We start from the raw sequence: 21,184 nt of genomic DNA on the forward strand, positions 1-21,184 counted from the left end.
TCCGACCTGCCTCCATTATGGAGATAAACGTGGCGCAGAATATCTACGACAATCCCGATTTCTTCGCTGGCTACAGCCAGTTGCCTCGCCAGGTATATGGGCTGGACGGTGCGCCCGAATGGCCGGCTGTCCAGGCCATGCTGCCTGCGCTAACCGGCAAGCGCGTGGCCGATCTGGGCTGCGGCTTTGGCTGGGCCGCGCGCTGGATGCGCGCGCAGGGCGCGGTCTCGGTGCTTGGCCTCGATCTGTCGCAGAACATGATCGCACGCGCCAAGGTCGATACCTCGGACCCGGCCATTGAATATCGGCTCGCCGATCTCGAGACACTGGAACTGCCCGAAGCGGCTTTCGAGCTCGTCTACAGCGCCCTGACCTTTCACTACGTCGAAGATTTTCGGCGCCTCGTGCGCATGATCCACAAGGCGCTGGTCGGCGGCGGAGATCTGGTCTTCACGATCGAGCACCCGATCTTCATGGCTGCGGCGCATCCACACTGGATTGCAGATGAAGACGGGCGCAAGACCTGGCCGGTCAACGGCTACTCGGTCGAGGGCGAGCGCCGCACGGACTGGTTCGCCAAGGATGTACTGAAGTATCACCGCACGCTCGGCACGACGCTCAATACGCTAGTTGACGCGGGCTTCGAGTTGCGCCGGGTCGAAGAATTCGCCCCGACGCGCGAACAGATTGAGCGCTTGCCCGAACTGGCTGAAGAGCTGGAGCGGCCGATGATGCTCATGGTCTCAGCGCGGAAGACAGAGAAGCGGTGATCCTGGCGCCTGGCCTTCGATTACGCGGCTACACCCCCAGCGGCGCTGCTGGGCGCAAGCGGTATGCGGGATTTGCCTCAACTGAGCCTCGGGTGTCGCTGCTCACCCGGGCTACCAAGCTTATTCAGACGTCTTGGATGCGGCTCGTGACTTCACGTTAAGTGCACCATCACCGCAACTCCGCAATTCATTAGCTGCCGTTGCCCGCAACGCATGCACACGCGCTCGATCCTCAAGGGATATTATCAGCCGCAATTCCAGATCGGCCCTATCGGCGTGCGCGTCCAGCAAGGGCCGAAGCTGCCGCCATTGTAGCGACCGCCGTAAAAGCCGGGCCGACCGAAATAGTGCCAATTGCCATCGTACCCGTAATAACGCGGGACTGGATCGATATACCAAGGGCGCCGGTTGGAACGCGCCATGCGCGAAATCGAACCTTTCCGGCTGTAAACTGGAAGGCTGTTGTTCGGCGGCTGTTGATAGCCCGGCAGGAAGCCGTAGCCGTGCCAGCGTGGCGCTGGCCGTTTATGAGGTGGCGCAGCCGCCGCGACGACGGGCAGCAGCGATAGAACGATAGCAATTGAAACGAGGCGCAACATAAGCGCACCATAGACGGCCGGCCAGCGAGAGGCGATTCAAATCTGCGAACAGTGGAGCGCAACTGCTTTCGAATTGCTTGCGAAACGATCACTTTGCGCCACAACAAGATCCGCCACGGACTGATTGTGCGTATCCATGACAAGCAGCTGCTGCAAGAACGGTGCGAACCTCACGCGAACGAGCGCTCAGTTCGATGCCGCAGGCGTCCAGGCCTTGATACGATTTCGGAAAAGAAGTGATTTGCCCGTGTGGAGTTAGTTTGTCGCAGGCTGCTCTCGTTGGATTTACTGGACACGTGGGTGCCAAAACCGTTCGAGTGATTTGCTTATCGGGCAATTGCGGAACGCCGCGCGATTCCCCGAGGGGAAGAGCGCCGGCGTCCGGTTGATCCACGATTGGAGTTCGAACTACTCTTTTCTCAGCTCCACGATCGTCTCCGCGCCAGCGATGTTCTGCACTGTGATTTCCACTTGATCGCCGTTGCGGACCGAGTCGAACAGCAGGCCGTCCTGAACCCTGAACTGTTCCGTCTTGCCCGGAGCTGACCGGATAGCGATCGTGTCGTTGCTTTGATCGACCGTGGCAACCATCCCATGCAGCGACTGTGTTGCCGGTCCGGGTGCGACGGCTGCTCCCGAGTTGGTCGCGACAGCCGCCTCCCATTGGTCGCCGGCCGGCGAGCAAAGAGCCGCGCCCGGCAGCAGAACGACCGCCAGGGCTAGCATCGTTGATTTCACCATATGAATGCTCTCCTCTTTCGCTTTCTTTTGGCCGGCGGCATCGCCGCCCGATCCGCCTGCGCGATGCTACTTTTGCTCTTTGATCTGGCCGCTGCTGTCGACGACAAGGCGGACTTCCTTGCCATTTTTGATTGCCTTTACCGCCGTCCCTTCGGGGGTCGACTTGATATCGCTGACTTGCGTGTAGCCTGCAGCCTCAATCTTCGCGATAAGCTCCTGCTGGGTGAGTGCATGGGCCGGCGAGAGGACGCCTAGCAAAGCTAACCAAACGATCGTCCGAGAGATGTTTCGGGTCCGCATAATCCGTTCTCCTGCGTTGATATCCGCCCCATGTTCTAAAATCGGCCAGTTCGCTTTCCTCATCTTCGCTGCTCCAATGTCAATGCAGCGCGACCGCAGCCTTGTCGAGCGCGGCGCGCAAGCCTTTCGCCAATTTCACTGCATCATCGTTGGCCCAGAAATGGCAGAAGAACAGCCGCGGTTGCTCGTTCAGCATGTGGCTGTGCAGCGCGGTTACCTCGATCCCGTTGCCTCGCAAGGTCTTGATGACCGGGTTGACCTCGTCAGCTGTCAGAACGAAGTCGCCGGTAATCGCGGCCTTGCCGCCGCCGGTGGGCTGAAAGCCGATTGCCTCGGCGACGCCCATGGGACCGACTGGTGTGAGCGGCATACCGCCTTCACTGATCGGATCACGGCGCGGCACGGCGAACTGGTAGACGCCACCATTGTTCTGGCCCTTGACGCCGATGATCTGGTCAAGTTGCGCTGTGTCGAGATCGATCGGCGGCGGGGCGCCGGCGGCAGGTGCGGTAAGCGGAGTTTTGCTTGCCGAGAGCGCATCGCGGATGACCGCCGCCATCTTCACGGGATCTCCATGGCCGCCGACATGCATGTAGAAGGTTGCCGGGCTGGCGCGCAGCACATGATTGTGTACGGCAGTGATCTCCAGTCCGCCTTCGATCAGCTTCAGCATGACTGGGTTGACCTCGGTCTCCAACAGCACGAGATCGCCCATCGCCATTACGCCGCCATGGGCCGGCTTGAAGGCCACCCAGCCACCGAGCGCGAGCGCCGGCTTGATCGCGACACCGTCTAGCGTGACTGAAAGATCGGTGCGGGGAAAGCCGTAACGGTGCACGTCGCCGTTGACAGCGCCTTTTCTGCCGAAGGTGTCATCGACCTTCTGCCAATCGATCTCCTGCGATCGCGCGGTGGTGTTGAGGGCTACCGCCAGGATCAAAACGACAATTATGAGCACTGGACGCATGATTACTCTCCATCTTCACTCTGATCGCGCGTAACCTTGGACGGTGTCCCCGCGCTTCAACCCTAATAGGGCCAATGCGATCACGAAGCCTTCGTGCACCCGGGCGGCATCGCCGTAGTAAGTGACGGTCGATCCGCATCGGCTATCGTTCGAACGTGACGTCGCGGACCCGCCGGTGCGCAAGCCGCCGTCTTCAGATTGGGATGTTTGATGCTTTGGTTCGTCCACGCGCAATCCTCTCGACAAATCGAGTGTTGCGCAGAGCTTGGACGGATTAACGTCTGATGGGGAGTCTGCTTATCCCCGCGCGCAGTTATTACCGCAGATCGAACGGCGCATGCAACCCGACCAATAGGGAAGTGGTTGAGGCTGCTCCATCACAAGGGCGTGTGCGGAAACTCACTTCGAAGAGGTGCTCGACTTCAATGCCCAGCCCTTCCTCTGGAGTTGCCGCAAATCGCTTGAAGCTTCCGCAAGCAACCAATCGCGAAAGGTCACAATCTTCGGCAGGTTTGCGGTCGCCTTTGGGCAAATGATCCAGTAGGTCTTGGCCAAGGGGAGCGCCAGCACGAATGGGCGCACCAGATGCCCCTTAATAAGATCCCATGCCGCGAGCGTGGTACGCGCCAGTGCAATGCCTTGCCCATTGATGGCGGCGTCGATCACCATGCTGGCGCGATTGAGCACAGGCCCGTGCATGACGCCAGCTTCGTCCAGGCCAGCCTCCCGCAGCCAATTGTTCCAATCCGTGCGGCTGTCCATGTGGATCAGTGGAAACTTCAGGATGTCTGCAGGCTTCGCGAGCCTGCGGCGAACAGAAAGCAGCTTTGGGCTGCAGACCGCAAACAATTGTTCCGAACTCAGCCGCACCGTGTCCAGGCCCGGCCAGTTGCCGTCACCATGGCGCACCGCCAGGTCCACCTCCTCGCGAGCGAAATCAACGTGATGCAGCGTGGCTGAGATGCGCAAGTCGATATCGGGGTGCGCCTCGGCAAAATGGCCGAGCCGATGCACCAGCCACTTGGCGGCGAAATCCGGTGATGTCGAGACCGTAAGCACGCCTGCGTTCTGCCGCTGCAAGAGCCGCTCGGTGCCAATGGCTATGCGGTCGAGCGCGTCACGCACAACGGCGAGATAGTCGCGTCCCGCTTCGGTGATGATCAGGCGCTGGCGCTCGCGGTTAAACAGCTTGATCGCAAGCTCTGCTTCCAGCGCTTTTACCTGATGGCTCACTGCGCCTTGGGTGACGCAAAGCTCTTCCGCTGCGCGCGTAAAACTTTCATGCCGCGCAGCGGCTTCGAAGGCTTTCAAGGCATTGAGCGGCGGCAGGTGAGGGCGCATCGCACGACTTCATGAGAAAAACTAGGGCAGGCGCGAGAAACGATGCTTTGCGGGGAAGCGTCCCGCGATACTATTGAACAGCTCCAGTAAAGCATTTCAAGCGATTTGGAGCCTCTCATGTCCATCCTGTTAACCGATACATTGTCGATCCCGCCGGTACAGGCCGCCGACCCGGCCACGCCACTTCAACAATCCAGCTCAGGAACGCCAGCCACCACCCGGTCGCTCGGATGGTGGAGTTGGATCGACCGGCGGCTTCAGCGCATCGCGCTGCACGAGATTGCCGACGATCCGCATCTGCTCAACGACCTCGGCCTGACCCGCGACCAGGCGCTGCGCGAGGCCGCAAAGCCCTTCTGGCGCTGAGAACATTTATAGGGGAGAACCAGGATGTCCGATCCGATCGTGTACGGCTTTCCACGCAGCACATTTGTCAACATCGTTCGCCTGATCCTGACGCACAAGGATGTGACGTATGAATTCCATGATCTCGAACCAGTCATGGGCAAGCCCGATCATCTGGCGCTGCACCCATTCAACCGCGTCCCGATCCTCAGGGACGGCGATCTAACCGTCTACGAGACGAGCGCGATTGCCACCTATGTCGACGAAGCCTTTGGCGGCGCGTCGCTGACGCCGAAGGACGCCAAGGCACGGGCGCGCATGAATCAATGGATCAGCGCGGTCAATTCCTATTACTACCCCTACATGATCTATCACGTGACGCATGAGCGCCTGGTTTTCCCCGAGCTCGGCATTGCTTCGGACGAGAAGGTTGTGGCGCATGCGTTGCCCAAGGTCGAGACAGCGCTTGCTGTAGCCGAACGCCAGCTTGCGCACGGCAAGGAGTTTTTGCTCGGCGACGAGCTCTCGATCGCGGACTTCTATCTGCTGCCGAGCACGTTCGCCTTTAGCCTGACTGCCGAGGGGCAATCGATCTATCCGAAATTCCCGGCGTTCTGCCGCTGGCGGGAACGCATGGACAATCTACCGGCGACGCAAAGGTTCGTGCCGCCGTGCAGCGCCTGCCGATAGAACACGCCCGTGAATGGGCCAACTCGCATCGGCCGAAGTACTGATCATCGAGATAGCATGAAGCGCGATGCTGAAGCGACCAGCGACACGCCAGCAAGTAGAACCAGTATCAGCACTGACTTGCGGAAAGTTTCGTCGTTGATTGTTCCGTAGAGTTTGAACTCGATCCAGATGCCGGCGATCATGAACGGAAGACCGATGCCGTACAGTTTGACGGTTTCGACCGTGTACGATGCCGCGATGAGTTGCGAAACGGAGATGATCACAAAGGCCGTGAACAGCACGGGTTGAAAGACAGCCCGTTGCTTATCCTTTGACCATCCCCGCAATTGGCAGGAGATGGTGGAGATGACTCCGCCAAGGCCTGTGAGGCCACCGAGCAGCCCGTTGGAAATCCCGATCGCAACGTCGGCCGGGACACCAATCTTCACCGGCTTGATCGGCGCGCCTCGAACCGCTGCAGGGCAATGGGTTCGCGTCTGCTGCTTGCCGATCCTGAAGCGGTCGGCTCCGGAAGGACACGGCGGTTGAACGCACGGCGCGCGCAATATCCGGCAGAAGAGCGAGATGAGGTGAGCGAGGCTTCCAACTAGCGATCCTCGTCCGGATGCACCCACTTGTACGGCGTGATTTCCTGTTTTTCCGCCAGCTTTATCATGCGCACCGGTGGCGCGTAGCGGCCCTTTCGGCACGACCTGCATTTCAGCGACGCCTCGAGCTTCCATATCGGTGTGTCGCGGGGACGGCGGATGGCATCGAGCGGCAGGCTCGCGCGCGTCCTGCAGCTGCTACATTCGACTTCGAGCCAGCCGAGGCCAGCGCTGATACATTGTCCTATGGTCGGGGAAGGCTGAGCGGGGCCGCCATAGCCTTCCATCCGCACTGACCACGCATGCGCCTCGGCGCGGTCCGCGTCGCGAACTGCCTTCTGCGCGGCCTCTCTCGCGCTTTTGGCGCGGATGTCGGCACCTATGATCCGACCGGACCAGATGACTTGGCGCTTCTTTGTGCTCATGGCCGACAATTACAGCGGCTCTTGCAGCGGGGTGCAACGCCACTAGCTTGGAGGCGCCTTGCCCCACGGTTTCGTCAATGTGCAAGTCTGTACTCAATCACCATCAACCAGCAAGCTATTCGCCGCTGTTCCGGGTGATGAAACGATGCGGCGGCAAACTGCCACCTATGCCGGGCGTGTTGCCGGATTATCCCGCGGCAGTTGTGCGCGATGGAAAGAGAAGGGCCGCAGCGGTGCTGCGGCCCTTCTTTGCGGGAACGTTGTCGCAGTTGGGAGTGCGACATCGTTCAATTCTTGACTTGCCGATCGGTTCCAGCATTCAAGCCGGACCCTGATCTGATCCTCGTTCCACTAACCGCATGCCTGTTTAGTCGCAGATGCGCTCACGGATCCTGACGCGTTCACCAAAGCGGTTGGTGCGTTCGCGGATCACGATCCGGCAGTCATCTCTGTAATCACGGTAATAGTGGCGATCATAGTAGCCAGGACCGACATAGACGCCTCCAGGGCCAACGCCAAACTCGATAGCGTTCGCAGAAGCGATGGTTCCGACCGTAAGCAGTGTCGCAATCGTCAAGACAGATAGCTTCATAGATACCTCCTCTTGTCGACCGATAGACCAAAGGCTTGGGAGGGCATTCGTTCCGAATGGCGGAGATTTTGATGGTTCTCTTATCTGAGGTTCCGCTTGCGAAACATTGCAGCGAGCGACGTGGTTTCGATGACGGATGAAGCCGTCGTGGTGGCAGTTCTTGCGTGTGCGCGCGAGCGTAAGGAACCGGGAACCGGAGGCCGTTCTGGAAACTTGATCGACTTTGGTCGATGCGCCCTTTGGCTTCGTACTGGGACGAGAACGCCATGACATCACTTGCGAAACTTCTCACTCAAAAGCAGCAACTGCTGGCCAGGTTGGAGGAGGACCCGGGACCTAATGAGCGCGCCGAACTGGAGCGGCTCTTAGAGAAGGTCGATGCAGCGTTGAGTTCACTGCAGTCGGCACCCAGCGGGATGACTGAGGATCAATGATATCGCGTTTGATATCGCAAAGATCATCATCGGCGGTATCGTAGCGCTTCGACCAGAAGCGTGAAGGCGGGTGAGGGCTGTCGCCGGCTCGGATAGTACAGGTGATATCCCGAGAACGGTGGGCACCAGTCCGAGAGCACCCTGACAAGCTCGCCCCTGGTCACATATGGCTGCACGTGCCCTTCGGTGAGATAAGCGAGGCCGAAGCCTTTCAACGCGGCATCGAGCAGGGCGCCCGCACCATTGAAGACGAGTTGTCCATCCACGCGGACGTTGAGTTCGCGTCCGTTCTTCTCGAATTCCCATACGTACAGGCTGCCGCCGTGCGTCGGCAGGCGCAGGTTGATGCAGTTGTGCTCGGTGAGATCCTGCGGCGTCCGCGGCCGTTTCCGCTCGGCAAAGTAGGATGGCGAGCCGACCACTGCCATGCGCAGGTCGGGTCCCACCCGCACCGCAATCATATCTTTCGCCACCAATTCTCCGGGGCGAATACCCGCATCGTACTGCGCTGCGACGATGTTCGTGAGGCCATAGTCGACGAGCGCTTCGACTTTGATGTCGGGATATTTCGGAAGGATTTTCGCCAGGGCAGGCAAGAGGATTGCATGGATTGCATATTCGGTCGCCGTAATCCGGATGGTGCCGGCTGGCTTCTCGCGCAGTTCACCGAGCGCCGCCAACTCCGCATCCATCTCGTCGAACTTCGGCCCGAGCTTCAGGAACAGTCGTTCACCGGCTTGAGTGGGCGTCACGCTTCGGGTCGTGCGGTTCAGCAGCCTGACGCCGATGCGTTCCTCCAACGCGCGGATGATCTGGCTGAGCGCGGACTGCGTCATTCCAAGTTTCGCAGCGGCGCGAGTGAAGCTGCGCTCCCTCGCCACTGCAAGAAAAGCAAGAAGGTCACTCGCGTTGTCCCGGTCCATTGATAAGCCTCTCTAATGACTGCATTAAAGTTTTATCACCTAATCGGAGGGCGAAGGGAGCCTTAGGTTCGCAACTATTCTACTGCGGCAGGGCGCTGAGCCCCTCATCCTGGGGAGCCTGGCTTTATCGAGTGCAAGATTTGATGGAGGAGGTTCAATGAAGGTCGTCGCAGTCGTCATCGCATCGCTGACGCTGGTCACGCTGGCGCAAGCACAAACCAGCAAGCAGGGATTGAAAGCCATGCCCAATATGGAGGATGTCCGTGCGGTCGCGCCCGCACTCGAACAATATGCCGACGGTGTCGTGCTTGGAGATCTCTGGAATCGTCCGGGACTCTCGCAGCGGGATCGCAGCATCGTCACGCTCTCCGCGCTCATTGCTCGAGGGCAGACCGTCGAGCTTCCCTATTACCTCGCCCGCGCACTCGACAGCGGGGTGAAACCGTCAGAGATATCCGAGCTCATCACTCATCTGGCCTTCTATTCCGGTTGGGCGAATGCGATCTCGGCGGTGCCGGCCGCGCGCGAAGCATTCAGGGCCCGCAACGTCGGCCCCGATCAGCTTCCGGCGGCCAAGGGATCCCAGCTACCGCTCGACGAAGCGGCCGAAGCGCAGCGCGCATCCCGGGTTGGAGAGCAGTTCGGCAAGACGGCGCCTGGATTGGTGAAATACACGACCGACGTCCTGTTCAGAGACCTTTGGCTGAGACCGGGCCTCGCTCCACGCGACCGAAGCCTTGTCACGGTCAGCGCGCTCGTTGCGACGGGCCAAGTTGCGCAGATCACGTATCACCTCAATCGCGCGATGGATAATGGCCTCTCGGCTGAACAGGCTGGAGAGACTCTGACGCAACTCGCCTTCTACGCTGGCTGGCCCAACGCTTTCTCGGCGTTGCCGGTGGTCAAGGATGTCATCGAGAAGCGATCCAAATGATCAGTCCTGCGTGCAATGAGCAATGATGGCAATGGCTAAGCGCCACGTTTGGAACGGAGATGCCCGTGCCCCACGTCGTTGTGAAGCTCTATTCGGGCAGGACGGAGCAGCAGAAAGCTGCATTGGCAGAGGCGGTTACCAGAGCCGTAGTTGAGGCGCTGAGATACGGCGAATATTCGGTGTCGGTTGGAATAGAGGATGTCGAGCCGAAGGACTGGACAGAAAAGGTCTACAAGACGGACATCATCGCCAAGCCCGCCACGATCTACAAACAGCCCGGATATGATCCACGCTGAGGCAAGACGACATGCTGATCACACGTAGAGGCGTGCTCATCGGCGGAGGCGCCACCGCTCTGATCCACGTTCATGAGACGCGCGCGCAGACATCCGCACCTGTCAAGGAGTCGCACATGGAGATCGATATCAAACGAAATGGTTCTCGGCCTTCGCAGAAGGGTTCGAGTGACTGGTTTACCGGATCGGTCCGCATCGATCCGCTGTTCCAGCCGGCCGAGCCGGCCCGTACCGGCGCCGGCCAGGTCACGTTCGAGCCCGGCGCCCGTACGGCCTGGCACACGCATCCGCTCGGGCAGACGCTGATCATCACCGCAGGACTTGGTTGGGTGCAACGGGAGGGCGGGCTTGTCGAGGAAGTGCGTCCAGGCGACGTCGTGTGGTTTCCGCCGGGGCTGAAGCACTGGCACGGTGCGACGCCGACGACCGCCATGACCCACATCGCGATCCAGGAGTCCGTCAATGGCAAAAACGTGGATTGGATGGAAAAGGTCAGTGACGAGCAATACCGCAGGTAACTACGTCGGGCTTAGCCCCAAGGGCGTCCGCGCAATGACTGATGAGTTGCCGGCCTAAAATCGAGGGCGCGCGTTACTGCAAGTCAATCGTCGCAGTGACGCGAATACGCCGCTTCAGTTTTTCAGCACGATACGACCGACGACTTTTCCGGCGCGTAGCTCGTCGATCCATTTCTGGACGTCGGCCATCGGCTCTTCCCTCATCGGCGTCGGCTTGATCTTGCCGGCGCGGGCGAGCGCCATCAGTTCCTTGGCCTCAGTGAGCGTGCCGACCATGAAGCCTTCGATTGTCATGCGCTTGTAGACCCATTGCACCATCGGCAGGCTGAAATTGCCGCCCATTAGGCCAGACACCACGATCTTGCCGCCGCGAGCGACCGTCGCCACGGCGAACGCCATCGATTTCTCGTTGCCGGCGAAATCGACGACGCCGTCGAAGCCGCCCTCGGTTTCCTTCAGGATGCGCCTGACAATTTCGGGCTCGGCCGGATCGTAGGCGACGGCGGCGCCGTTCTTTAGCGCGGTCTCGCGCGCGGCCGGCGAGAGATCGGCGACCGTGATGTTCTGCTTGAACATCGCTTGCGCGAACGACAGCCCCATCATGCCGACGCCGCCGAGCCCGATCAGCAGGAGGTTACGCTGACGCGGGCGGTCGACCAGCCGCTTCAGCGCGCCATAGGCTGTCACGCCCGAGCACATCAATGTCGCCGCCTGGTTGACCGGCAGCGGATCGTATTCGAGCAGATATTTTGCGTCGGGCACCAGCACGTGGCTGGCGAAGCCCCCATCGATGGAGACGCCGAGGAAGCGCTGCTTGACGCAGAGGTTCTCGTCACCATTGGCGCAGTCGCGGCACTGGCCGCAGCCGATCCAGGGGAATACCGCGTACTTCTTTCCGATCAGCTCCTTGGAAACGTCGGGGCCGACTTCATCGACGACGCCGGCGATCTCGTGGCCGAGCGTGAACGGCAGCGTCATGCCGCGCGTGGTGTCGAGCCTTTTGCCGCCGCCGAGATCGGCATAACCGTCCTGGATGTGCAAATCGGAATGGCAGAGACCGCAGCGCTCGATGCGGACGAGAACCTCGCGCCCTTGCGGCTTCGGCGTGTCGACGATGGTTTCGCACAATGGCGCATCGAATTTGACGAGGGATTGGCGGACCATTCGTGCCATGGCGTTCACTCCTTATGCGGCGTCTGTTTTGTGTTTCGTATATCGGTCAATTCACGGGCCATGGCAACAAAGCCCGAGACGGGAATGGTTTCGGCGCGCCTGGTCGGATCGATATGCGCCGCCTCGGCGAGGCGTGCCGGATCGATCGACAGCGATTTCAGGCTCTGGCGCAGCATTTTGCGGCGCTGGCCGAAGGCTGCGGCTGCCACCTGCTCGAGCGCGCGGCGGTCGCATGGTTCGGGGGCGGCGCGCGGCACCAGCCGCACCACCGAGGAGGTCACCTTGGGCTGCGGCACGAAGGCGGCCGGGGAAACGTCGAAGAGGATTTTCGTCTCCGTGCGCCAGTTGGCGAGCACGGCGAGCCGGCCATAGGCCTCCTCATTCTCCCTCGCGACGATCCTTTCGGCGACCTCGCGCTGAAACATCAAGACCATCATGTCGAACCAGGGCGGCCAGGGCTCGATCGAGAGCCAGTCCACCAGCAGCGCGGTCGCGATGTTGTAGGGCAGGTTGGCGACGATCTTTGCGCGCTCATCGCCGAGCATCGGGCGGGGATCGAAATGCTGGGCGTCGGCATGCACGATATGCAGCCGCCCGGGATAGCGCCTAGAGATATAGTCGAGCGGGGCCAGCGCGCGCTCGTCGCGTTCGACCGCGATGACGCGCTTTGCACCTAACGCCAGCAGCGCGCGCGTCAGACCGCCGGGGCCCGGGCCGACCTCAATCACAACAGCGCCTTCGAGCGGGCCGGCAGCGCGCGCGATCCGCGCGGTGAGGTTGAGGTCGAGCAGAAAATTCTGGCCGAGCGATTTGCGCGCCGACAGGGAGTGTTCGCGGATGATCTCGCGCAGCGGCGGCAGATCGTCGATCGCGCTCATTTCGGCCTGGTCGCCGCCATTCGCGCGGCGAGCCGTAGCGCTGCGGCAAGGCTCGACGGGTTCGCCTTGCCGGTGCCGGCAATGTCGAAGGCCGTGCCGTGGTCCGGCGAGGTGCGGATGAACGGCAGGCCCAGCGTGACGTTGACCGCATCCTCGAACGCAATGGTCTTGATCGGGATCAGCGCCTGGTCGTGATACATGCAGATGGCGCAGTCATAGGTTTTGCGCGCCGCGGCGTGGAACATGGTGTCCGCCGGCAACGGGCCCCTGGCGTCGATACCGTCCTTGCGCAGCGCCTCGACGGCGGGAGCGACGATGTCGATGTCTTCACTGCCGAGCGAGCCATCTTCGCCGGCATGCGGGTTGAGGCCCGAGATCGCAAGCCGCGGCCGCGCCAGGCCGAAATGCGCTTTCATGTCCGCGACCGCAATCCGCGCGGTCGTCACGATCAGCTCGCTGGTGAGCCGGGCCACCGCCTCGCGCAGCGACAGATGGATGGTGACGGGAACGACGGCGAGCGCCGGCGACCACAGCATCATCACCGGCTGCGGCGCGCTTCCGCCATCGGCGGCAAGCTCGGCGAGATATTCGGTGTGGCCGGGATGGCGGAAGCCGGCGCGGTACAGCACGCTCTTGGCGATCGGGTTGGTGACGACGGCGCCGGCGCGTCCGCTCCTGACATGGTCGACCGCATGGCGAATGGAGGCGAGCACGGCATTCGCGCTGGTGTCGTCAGGTTGTCCGGGCGGCGCGGTCGCCGGTTCGCCGGTCGCGACCACGGGCAGGGCTGCTCCGAATATGGCGCTCGCTTCCTCCGGCGTGGCGTCGGCGAGTTCGACCGACAGGCCGAGTATTTTCGCTCGCGCAGCGAAGGAGGCGCGGTCGCCGAGCACATAGAATGGCGGGAGATCGAGTTCGCTGCGGCGCAGCCACGCGGCGAGGGCGATATCAGGGCCGATGCCCGCGGGCTCGCCGGATGTCAGCGCGAGAGCCTTGGTCTTTGCAGCCTCGGAGTTCGGATCCCCGGCCATCAACGACATTCGACCATCGCGGCCTTGCGGATGTCGGCCAGGTAAGCCTTCGACTTTGCCTCGTATTTTTGGGTGAACATCTTTTCGCGGATTTCGCGCTTCTTGGGCGTGTCGACCTTGGTCGGCTTCTTCTCGCACAACGCCACCATCTCCACGCCCTGTTTGGTGATCTCGGGCGGGGTCAGACGGCCGACCGGCGTCTTGTCGAGGAGCTCGCGTAGCGGGCCGGGGATGTCGGCCGACGTCTTGATGATGGGGGCGCGGATCGCGGCATTCTGCATCGACTTGAAGTAGGAGTTGGCCTGATCGCAGCTCTGCACGCGCTCGCGCAAGCTTTCCGCTTCCTTGCGCCGCTGATCAATCGTGCCCTGCGCCGAGCCGCGCGGCACGATCAGCACGATCGGCTGCAGCTTGTATTCGAACGCGTCCATCTGGGCCGACTCGCCGGTTGCTTCGGCAGCGGCGGCGACGTCCTTTTCGCCGACCTGGAGGCTCTCCTTGAAGCGGCCGCGCACCAGGCTGCCCCAGACCATCTCGGACTTGAGACGGGCCTTCAGCGTTTCCGGTCGCACGCCCTGGCTCTCCAGCGATTTGGTCAATTGTTCGGGCGTAAGGCGCATGCGCTGAGCCATCCCGGCAAAGGCCTGGTCCATGTCGCTTGCGCTGGGATCGACGCTAAACCGCTTGGCTTCCTTGATCTTGACCTTGTCGCTGATCAGCTCTTCGAGGACTTCCTGCCGCGGCATCTGCTTGCGCGTGGTCAGGAAGTTGAGCTTGGTGCGCTGCTCGATGTCTAGACCGGTGATCGGCTCGCCATTGACCATGCAGACAATCGACTGCGCTGGCAACGGCGAGACCCCGGCGGCGAGAGCGGCAAGCGCGACGGCGCAGCCGGCGGTCAGAGACCAGAGTCGGCGAGGACGGAGCATAGAAGTGATCATGTCATGTCAGCCGTATCAACCATTCGTACCGCGGTTTCGCTGGGTACTCTCCGGCACGGTCGGGCCTCACGCTACTGCATGCCGGTGCTGCCGGCCGACGAGGACGAATTCGCAATGGTCCGCAGGCCGATCTGCAGCATGAAAGCGTGATTGAGCACCGGCGGCGTCGCCCCGGCCTGGTAGGTATAGGACGTGACGTAGTTGGCGGCCAGCACGAAGCAATCGTCCACATAGCCGGCGCCGATGATGTACTGGTTCAGCTTGTTGGCTTCAAGATCCCAGCGCGCCCCGCCCGACACGACCCAGTTCGAAGCCACCTTGATCGAGGCGGTGCCGAGCAGGCCTTCGCGCCGGGTCAGGTATCCGAGTTCCGGCTGAGCGGCATAGTTGCCGTACAACATGCTGACCGACCAGCGATCGAACGAAGCGCGTCCCTCGGCTTCGAAGCGATTGACGTTCAGCGTCGCCTCATCGACGCGCGAGCGCACGCTGAACGTATAGGTCCGGTTCGGCGAATAATTGACGCGGCCGACGTAGTCGGACCGGGTGTTCTGCAGCCCGGATTCGAGGCCGGTATTGGTCGGGTCCTGCACCGCATACGAATTCAGGCCGAACAACTGGTAGGACTGGCCGAACAGCACGTTGATGCTGCCGCCGCGGTCGAACTGCGTGGTCGCCTGCACGCCGACATTGGCGCGGCCGCCGCCTTCGACGCGGTCGTACCCCGAGAACTTGTCGACGGCGAACAGATTGCTGGCGTCGAACACCATGCTCTGCGCGTCTTCGTTTGGCAGTCTGCCGGCGAACGTCTCGTTGGGACGCGCGATGATCTGCGCGATCGGCTCGATCGTGGTGGTGCCCCACGGCTGAACGTTGATGAAGGGATAGCGATACTCGAGGCCGACCGTCGGCATAAGGCGGACCGCCTGGGTGTCGCCGACGGGAAGGAAGTTCGAAACGCCGGGCTGGTTCGAGATCGAGGCGTTGATGGCATCGGCGCGCATGATCGCAAACGGCGTCCAGATCTGGCCGATCGGATCGGTGTACGAGCGCCGCCACTGCGCTTCAGCAGTCAACCGCGTATAGGTGCCGGGCACTCCCCGCAGCAGGCACTGCGAGGGGATCCGGGCGAGCGGGTCGGCCGACGCGTTCAGGCACAGGCCAGCGGTGTTGGCCAGCGTCGTGATCGGGTCGAAGGCTGCGGTCGTGCGCGACAGGCTGGTGAAGTTCGTCTTGTAGCTGACCTCACCCCCCAGGATCGGGTGGTTGATGACGTTGTTGTAGTCGATCACCGGATGAATCACCGGCACCTGGTCCTGGTTGCCGGAGAAGGAGAGGTAATAGATCGTGCGGGCGTCGAAGAAGCTGCGGTTGCCGACGCCGGTCAGATAGAGCTGTGAGATCGCTTCCGTCGGAAGACTGAGGAACGAGCCCAGCGGATCCTTGTATTGGGCCAGCCGGTAGTCCTGGAAGAAGTAGTAGTCCGACAGCAGAACGCCGTCCCAGCCCCAGACCCACTTGTCGTTGAGGGCGAACTGGCCCTTGGTGTCGATGCCGCCGCGGAAGTCGCGGTCGCCCGGCTGTCCGGCGAATGCGCCGGGATCGAGCTGGTTAATGCCATAGCCGCGGATCTGGTACGAGCCGTTGATCAGCCGCTGGCGGAATTCGCCCTGGAACAGCACGCCCTGGCGGGTAGTGAAGCGCGGATTGAAAGTCGCGTCATAGTCAGGCGCGATCGCCCAGTAGAACGGGGTTTCAACAGCGTAGCCGTAGGTCGAGTTGTTGCTGTAGGCGGGCATCAGGAAGCCCGTCTTGCGCTTCACGGTCGGATCGGGCGTCGAGAAGTACGGCAGATACGCCATCGGCACGCCGAAGAATTCGAGCTGCGCGTTCTCGAAATACAGCATCTTTTCGGTCTGGTTGTGGATGATGCGCGCACCCTTCACCTGCCACAGCGGCGGCTTCTTCGGATTGTCCTTGCACGGCGCGCAGGCGGTATACACGCCGTTTTCGAACACGGTGTAATTGCCGGCCGAACGGTCGGCGCGGGATGCCGCCATGCGCGTGTCGTCCGCCGTGTCGACGCGCAGCGAGTCGACGAAACCGTCACGGTAATCATCGCTCAGATCCATGATGTTGGCGTAGGTGACTTTGCCTTCCGCGTCGGTCAGGCGGATGTTGCCTTCCGCATGCAGCCGCTTCGTCTTCTGGTCGTAAATGACCTTGTCGGCCTCCACGCTGGTGCCGTTGTAGAACATCTGCACGTTGCCGACCGCCGACACGCGCTGGTTGTTATAGTCGTAGTCCACCTCGACCGCTTGCACGACCATGCGGCCATCATTGCTGACCGGCCGCGGCGGCGGCTTGGGCGGGCGTGGATTGTAGGTGAAGGTCTGCGCCGAGGCCGGCACGGTCAGGGCAAGCTCGATCGAGCCAGCCAGGACCAACCCGGCGAGCAGGGCAAACATGGGGGCGCCAACGGCGGCCAAGCGGGCTCGATGACGGCGCACGGTGGTGCGCCGCCTGAACGCAGGCGACCTCAACTGGCGGGCGGCGACAACGGCCACTACCCGTCCTCCTGGTACAACAAGGCCAAAAAGCCGGTGAGGCCGCCCACACAGACGGGCAACCACGCGGCAGCGATGGGATGCATCAATTCAGCCTTGCTCAAATCCTCAGTAACTTTCGATAGAACGTAGAGCAGAAACCCTGCGCCCACGCCACTCAAAACCATCTTCTGCACGCCGCCCATTCGGAAGAAGCGAAGGCTCACGGAAGCCGCCAACATCACCATTGCAGCCAGCAAAAATGGCTGTGCGATGAGCTTATGGTACTGCAGACGGTAGCCTGCCGTCGCGAAGCCCGAACTTTCGGAAGAGCGGATATAGCCAGGAAGTTGCCAAAAAGACACGGTTTCGGGGGTGGAGAAGCTGTTGCGAACCTGTGCCGGGGTGAGGGTTGTTGAGAGGTAATACGTCTCTTGATCAACCGGAGGTTTATCCAGGGAGTATCTTCGTACCGATTTGAAAGCCCAGCGGCCGTCCTCAAGGGAGGCCTCGCGCGCTTCGATTCGCTCCTTGAACTGGAGGTCGGTATCGAATCGGAACACGGTCAGCCCGGTCAGGCGGACGCCCTGTTGCTCGCTCCGCGCCGCGTTGATGATCGACTGGCCGTCGGCGTTGACCTGGTTAAGCCAGAACCCGGAGGCGTCCTGGATGCCACCGCCAGGCGCCGAGCCGAACAGTTCCGCCTCCATGCGCTTGGATAGCTCGCGCAAGTTGGCCGACATCGGGTTGTAGGCGACGGTGGCCAGGGTCCCGAGGATGATCGAGCTTGCCAGCGCCGGCGAGATGAACTGCCAGGCGGATACGCCCGCGGCGCGCGCCACCACCAGCTCGAGCCGTCGCGACAGCGCCAGATAGCAGGTCATCGCGCCGATCAGGACGCAGAACGGCATCAGCTTTTCGAGCAGCTGCGGCACCCGGTAGAGCGAGGTCTGCGCCACCGTGATCGCCGATGCCGAGACGAGACCGGAGGTCTTGCGGACCATTTCGATGTAGTCGACCAGCACCAGCAGGACGAAAATGCTCGCGAACACGCCCACCGCCGAGACCAGGAAGCGGCCGGCAAAGTATCGCCCGAGCGTATTGGTCATCATGCTCATGCTGCAGCGGGCCGTCCAAAGAGCCGTGCCAGCCGCGCATTCGACCGGTTGATAGCCTCCATCAGCGCCGCCGGCGGCTCCACCACGATCCCGCCGACGATCATCCACAGCCCAACCGCGATCGCGCCGAACAGCATCGAGTACTGGACGAGCGCCATGGCCGGCGTCTTCACCGTCATCACCGAGCAGGCGAATCCCGCCATGCGCAGGCCGAACACCGCCAGGATGGATCCGCCGATCGAGAAATTGCGGCTCTGCCGTGTGGTACGCGGCGTGCCGAGGAAGGCGAAGGTCAGGACGGCGAAGGCGAAGGGGTAAACCGGCGCCAGAAAGCGGTCATGCAACTCGGCGCGAAACTGCCCGGACAATTGCTTGAAAATTGGATCGTCCTCGGGAGGCGAAATCAGCTCCCAGAGGTAGCGTTCGCGAATGCCGAGCGCGACGTCGCGGCCGCGATTGGAGAATTTCGACATGTCGAAGGCGTAACGAACGAAGGCAACGAACTGTGGATCGCGTTTTCCGGTCTCGAATCGTTCGAGATTGCCGTCCTCCAGCACCAGGTAGGACCCGGTCTCGTTTTTCAACACCGTGCCGTGGTCGGCAATGATGGTGATGCGCTCCTTGGGATCGCGGCGGTCGTCGACGAAGATGCCGGCGAGCACGCCGCCGGGCTGCCGCTCGCGGATGCGAATCGTCAGGTTCTGGTCGAGCTGGGCGAAACGGCCGGGCTGCAGGATGTTGGTCAGCACGTCGGCGGTGATCTCGGCGTCCCATTGCTTGATCCGGCGCATGCCGTCGGGAGCGAGATAGGAGCCGATGAAGGCGACCATCAGCGCCACCACGCAGGTGGCGTAGAAGAACGGGCGGAACAGCCGGATAGGGGAGAAGCCGGCCGCGTTCATCACGATGATTTCGGAATCGGTGGCGAGCTTGTTCAGCGTGTGGGAGATCGCGATCATCAGTGCGATCGGCGCGATGATCAGCACCAGCGCCGGGATCACGAGGCCCGTGATGCCGAGAAAGGTGATGATGGTCTGGCCCTGGCTGGTCATCAGGTCGATGCCGCGCAGCGCCTGCGTAATCCAGATCACCCCCGTGAGGCTGACCAAGACCAGCGCAAACGACGCCAGCGTCGTGCGGAAAATGTACCTGTCGATCGACCCCATCGTTACCGCACGATCCCGCCCGCCCTTGCACGCCTGACGGCAGCTTCCGACCAATCCCTTTTGAGGGTTCCCCATTGGCCGGGCCGCCTGTTGCCAGACTGTCTACTCTCTCATTACCATCCCTTTGATCCGTCAACAAAATGGCCGGGCCGTGGCGCCCCTCCGGGACGGTTAATAATTACCTTCATGTGGCCTTCCAGCCACTGCGGCGCTTGGCAGTGGAGCGGCTGACAGGCCATAGTGGCGGAAACGTCAGGTCCGGAGCGATTTCGGCTGCCATCGAAGAGAACATTCCATAATCGGACCGATTCCGGCCCGTAAAGAACTGCCCTGAATTCTGGAGGATTACCTATGACCGACGCCGTTAAGGTCGGCTTTGTCGCTTTTTCCGCAGCCCCCCGGGGCGTTCTCGTGGTGTTTTGCGACGAGGCGCTGAAGTTCGGCGAGGCGACGCGGAAGGCGCTGGGGAAGGCGGCCGAGACCGTCAAGCGGGCAGCAGCCGCCAACCAGTTCAAGGGCAAGAGCGGATCGACGCTCGATATTCCGGCGCCGGAGGGAATCAAGGCAGAGCGGCTGATCGTGGTTGGGGTCGGCAAGGCTGCCGATATCAAGGAGAAGGATTTTCTAAAGTTCGGCGGAGTGACCGCGGGCAAGCTCAATGGCGCCAGCGAAACGGTCACCGTGATCGCCGAATTGCCTGAGGGGGCGATGCAGGCCGATGCGGCCGCCGCGATCGCTTCTGGTATCAAGCTGCGCGCCTACAAATTCGACCGCTACAAGACCAAGAAGAAGGACAACGATAACGGCGCACTGCGCGCCGATGTCTCGATTGCGGTTGAAGATGTCGCCGCGGCGCGCAAGGCGTTCGCGCCGGCGGCCCATGTCGTCGACGGCGTGATCATGGCACGCGAACTCGTTAACGAGCCGCCGAACGTCTTGTACCCGGTCGAATTCGCGCGCCGCGCGAGCCAGCTCAAGAAGCTCGGCGTCGATGTCGAGGTGCTCGACGTCAAGGCGATGGAAAAGCTCGGCATGGGCGCATTGCTCGGTGTCGCGCAGGGTTCGGCGAAGCCCGGCCGCACCGTGATCATGCGCTGGAACGGCGGCAAGAAGGGTGATCAGCCGGTCGCTTTCGTCGGCAAGGGCGTCTGTTTCGATACCGGCGGTATTTCAATCAAGAACGCTGCCAGCATGGAGGACATGAAGGGCGACATGGGCGGCGCGGCCTGCGTGGTCGGTTTGATGCATGCGCTGGCGGCGCGCAAGGCCAGGGTCAACGTAGTCGGCGCCATCGGCCTGGTCGAAAACATGCCTGACGGCAATGCCCAGCGCCCCGGCGATATCGTTACCTCGATGTCGGGACAGACGATCGAGATCATCAACACCGACGCAGAAGGCCGGCTCGTACTGGCCGACGTGCTCTGGTACGTAGCGAAGAAGTTCAAGCCGAAATTCATGATCGATCTGGCGACGCTCACCGGCGCGATCATGGTCGCGCTCGGCACCGAATATGCCGGCATGTTCTCCAACAATGACGAACTGGCCGACAGACTGAGTAAGATCGGCAATGAAACTGGCGAGCGCGTCTGGCGCATGCCGCTCGGTCCCGAATACGACAAGCTGATCGATTCGCAGTTCGCCGACATGAAGAACACCGGCGGGCGCCATGGCGGCTCGATCACCGCGGCGCAGTTCCTGCAGCGATTCGTCGATAACACGCCCTGGGCGCATCTCGACGTCGCGGGAACCGCGATGGGCGCGCCGAAAACCGACATCAACCATTCCTGGGGATCCGGCTACGGCGTGCGTCTCCTGGACCGGCTGGTCGCGGAATATTACGAAGCCACGAAGTAATTCGGTTGCAGG

General features: G+C 61.8%; 24 protein-coding genes. 8 read left to right on the plus strand and 16 right to left on the minus strand.

Translation table 11 applies throughout. The annotated features are described in order from the left end of the window. Positions 1-29: 29 nt before the first annotated feature. Positions 30-770: a class I SAM-dependent methyltransferase gene (locus tag J6524_RS00610; protein ID WP_225669286.1), complete on the plus strand. Its 741-nt coding sequence runs from the start codon at positions 30-32 to the stop codon at positions 768-770. Between the two features lie 245 nt (positions 771-1,015). On the opposite strand, the gene J6524_RS00615 is transcribed toward J6524_RS00610, so the two are convergent. From J6524_RS00615 to J6524_RS00635, 5 genes are all read right to left on the minus strand, one after another. Then, positions 1,016-1,369 carry a hypothetical protein gene (locus tag J6524_RS00615; RefSeq protein WP_225668254.1) on the minus strand — a complete coding sequence of 118 codons (354 nt, stop codon included), beginning with the start codon at positions 1,367-1,369 and terminating at the stop codon, positions 1,016-1,018. Between the two features lie 408 nt (positions 1,370-1,777). Further along, entirely contained in the window at positions 1,778-2,110 is a 333-nt protein-coding gene (locus J6524_RS00620) for a copper-binding protein (protein WP_225668255.1), read from the minus strand. Positions 2,111-2,176: 66 nt separating this feature from the next. After that, on the minus strand, positions 2,177-2,473 hold the full coding sequence (locus J6524_RS00625) for a hypothetical protein (protein ID WP_312002184.1): 297 nt from the start codon (positions 2,471-2,473) through the stop codon (positions 2,177-2,179). Positions 2,474-2,489: 16 nt separating this feature from the next. Further along, positions 2,490-3,377, minus strand: a complete 888-nt coding sequence (locus J6524_RS00630; RefSeq protein ID WP_225668256.1) for a DUF1259 domain-containing protein — start codon at positions 3,375-3,377, stop codon at positions 2,490-2,492. 399 nt (positions 3,378-3,776) lie between these two features. Further along, entirely contained in the window at positions 3,777-4,718 is a 942-nt protein-coding gene (locus tag J6524_RS00635) for a transcriptional regulator GcvA (protein WP_225668257.1), read from the minus strand. A 117-nt stretch (positions 4,719-4,835) separates the two neighbouring features. On the opposite strand from J6524_RS00635, the gene J6524_RS00640 reads away from it, so the two are divergent. Continuing rightward, positions 4,836-5,084, plus strand: a complete 249-nt coding sequence (locus J6524_RS00640; RefSeq protein WP_225668258.1) for a DUF1127 domain-containing protein — start codon at positions 4,836-4,838, stop codon at positions 5,082-5,084. 24 nt (positions 5,085-5,108) lie between these two features. Then, a complete protein-coding gene (locus tag J6524_RS00645; RefSeq protein ID WP_225668259.1) occupies positions 5,109-5,753 on the plus strand; it encodes a glutathione S-transferase family protein in 645 nt (214 codons plus the stop codon). 44 nt (positions 5,754-5,797) lie between these two features. Here J6524_RS00645 and J6524_RS00650 read toward each other — a convergent pair whose 3' ends face one another. The 3 genes from J6524_RS00650 to J6524_RS00665 form a co-directional block, all read right to left on the minus strand. Next, positions 5,798-6,454, minus strand: a complete 657-nt coding sequence (locus tag J6524_RS00650) for a hypothetical protein (RefSeq protein ID WP_225668261.1) — start codon at positions 6,452-6,454, stop codon at positions 5,798-5,800. Beyond that, positions 6,343-6,768, minus strand: coding sequence for a hypothetical protein (locus J6524_RS00655; RefSeq protein WP_225668262.1), 426 nt, complete (start codon positions 6,766-6,768; stop codon positions 6,343-6,345). The genes J6524_RS00650 and J6524_RS00655 overlap by 112 nt, the downstream gene beginning before the upstream one ends. A gap of 367 nt (positions 6,769-7,135) precedes the next feature. After that, positions 7,136-7,360 (minus strand): hypothetical protein, encoded by a 225-nt coding sequence (locus J6524_RS00665; RefSeq protein ID WP_225668263.1) that lies wholly within the window; start codon positions 7,358-7,360, stop codon positions 7,136-7,138. Between the two features lie 266 nt (positions 7,361-7,626). Between J6524_RS00665 and J6524_RS00670 the strand changes: the two genes are divergently transcribed. Then, positions 7,627-7,794, plus strand: a complete 168-nt coding sequence (locus tag J6524_RS00670) for a hypothetical protein (protein ID WP_225668264.1) — start codon at positions 7,627-7,629, stop codon at positions 7,792-7,794. Between the two features lie 26 nt (positions 7,795-7,820). Here J6524_RS00670 and J6524_RS00675 read toward each other — a convergent pair whose 3' ends face one another. Beyond that, a complete protein-coding gene (locus J6524_RS00675; protein ID WP_225668265.1) occupies positions 7,821-8,717 on the minus strand; it encodes a LysR family transcriptional regulator in 897 nt (298 codons plus the stop codon). A 157-nt stretch (positions 8,718-8,874) separates the two neighbouring features. Here J6524_RS00675 and J6524_RS00680 point away from each other — a divergent pair, with 157 nt between their 5' ends. The 3 genes from J6524_RS00680 (at position 8,875) to J6524_RS00690 (ending at position 10,465) form a co-directional block, all read left to right on the plus strand. Beyond that, a complete protein-coding gene (locus tag J6524_RS00680; RefSeq protein WP_225668266.1) occupies positions 8,875-9,651 on the plus strand; it encodes a carboxymuconolactone decarboxylase family protein in 777 nt (258 codons plus the stop codon). Positions 9,652-9,716: 65 nt separating this feature from the next. Continuing rightward, positions 9,717-9,947 carry a tautomerase family protein gene (locus J6524_RS00685; RefSeq protein WP_225668267.1) on the plus strand — a complete coding sequence of 77 codons (231 nt, stop codon included), beginning with the start codon at positions 9,717-9,719 and terminating at the stop codon, positions 9,945-9,947. 122 nt (positions 9,948-10,069) lie between these two features. Continuing rightward, positions 10,070-10,465 carry a (R)-mandelonitrile lyase gene (locus tag J6524_RS00690; RefSeq protein WP_225669288.1) on the plus strand — a complete coding sequence of 132 codons (396 nt, stop codon included), beginning with the start codon at positions 10,070-10,072 and terminating at the stop codon, positions 10,463-10,465. Between the two features lie 114 nt (positions 10,466-10,579). On the opposite strand, the gene J6524_RS00695 is transcribed toward J6524_RS00690, so the two are convergent. The 7 genes from J6524_RS00695 to lptF all read right to left on the minus strand — a co-directional run bounded on the left by J6524_RS00695 (position 10,580) and on the right by lptF (position 19,318). Further along, a complete protein-coding gene (locus J6524_RS00695; RefSeq protein ID WP_225668268.1) occupies positions 10,580-11,638 on the minus strand; it encodes an alcohol dehydrogenase in 1,059 nt (352 codons plus the stop codon). Positions 11,639-11,643: 5 nt separating this feature from the next. Then, entirely contained in the window at positions 11,644-12,516 is an 873-nt protein-coding gene (gene rsmA / locus J6524_RS00700) for a 16S rRNA (adenine(1518)-N(6)/adenine(1519)-N(6))-dimethyltransferase RsmA (protein WP_225668270.1), read from the minus strand. Then, entirely contained in the window at positions 12,513-13,556 is a 1,044-nt protein-coding gene (gene pdxA / locus J6524_RS00705; protein WP_225668271.1) for a 4-hydroxythreonine-4-phosphate dehydrogenase PdxA, read from the minus strand. Before pdxA ends, rsmA begins: the two co-directional genes overlap by 4 nt. After that, positions 13,547-14,476, minus strand: coding sequence for a SurA N-terminal domain-containing protein (locus tag J6524_RS00710; protein WP_225668272.1), 930 nt, complete (start codon positions 14,474-14,476; stop codon positions 13,547-13,549). Before J6524_RS00710 ends, pdxA begins: the two co-directional genes overlap by 10 nt. 83 nt (positions 14,477-14,559) lie before the next feature. Next, positions 14,560-17,055, minus strand: a complete 2,496-nt coding sequence (locus tag J6524_RS00715; RefSeq protein WP_376711963.1) for an LPS-assembly protein LptD — start codon at positions 17,053-17,055, stop codon at positions 14,560-14,562. Continuing rightward, the gene (lptG, locus tag J6524_RS00720) at positions 17,055-18,152 is read right to left on the minus strand and encodes an LPS export ABC transporter permease LptG (protein WP_225668274.1); all 1,098 of its coding nucleotides are present in this window, start codon (positions 18,150-18,152) and stop codon (positions 17,055-17,057) included. The genes J6524_RS00715 and lptG overlap by 1 nt, the downstream gene beginning before the upstream one ends. After that, the gene (gene lptF, locus J6524_RS00725) at positions 18,149-19,318 is read right to left on the minus strand and encodes an LPS export ABC transporter permease LptF (protein ID WP_225669289.1); all 1,170 of its coding nucleotides are present in this window, start codon (positions 19,316-19,318) and stop codon (positions 18,149-18,151) included. Before lptF ends, lptG begins: the two co-directional genes overlap by 4 nt. A 351-nt stretch (positions 19,319-19,669) precedes the next feature. On the opposite strand from lptF, the gene J6524_RS00730 reads away from it, so the two are divergent. Beyond that, positions 19,670-21,172, plus strand: a complete 1,503-nt coding sequence (locus tag J6524_RS00730) for a leucyl aminopeptidase (RefSeq protein ID WP_225668275.1) — start codon at positions 19,670-19,672, stop codon at positions 21,170-21,172. The last annotated feature ends 12 nt before the right edge of the window (positions 21,173-21,184 follow it).

Origin of the sequence: Bradyrhizobium hereditatis (genome assembly GCF_020329435.1) — a bacterium.
GTDB lineage: Bacteria > Pseudomonadota > Alphaproteobacteria > Rhizobiales > Xanthobacteraceae > Bradyrhizobium > Bradyrhizobium hereditatis.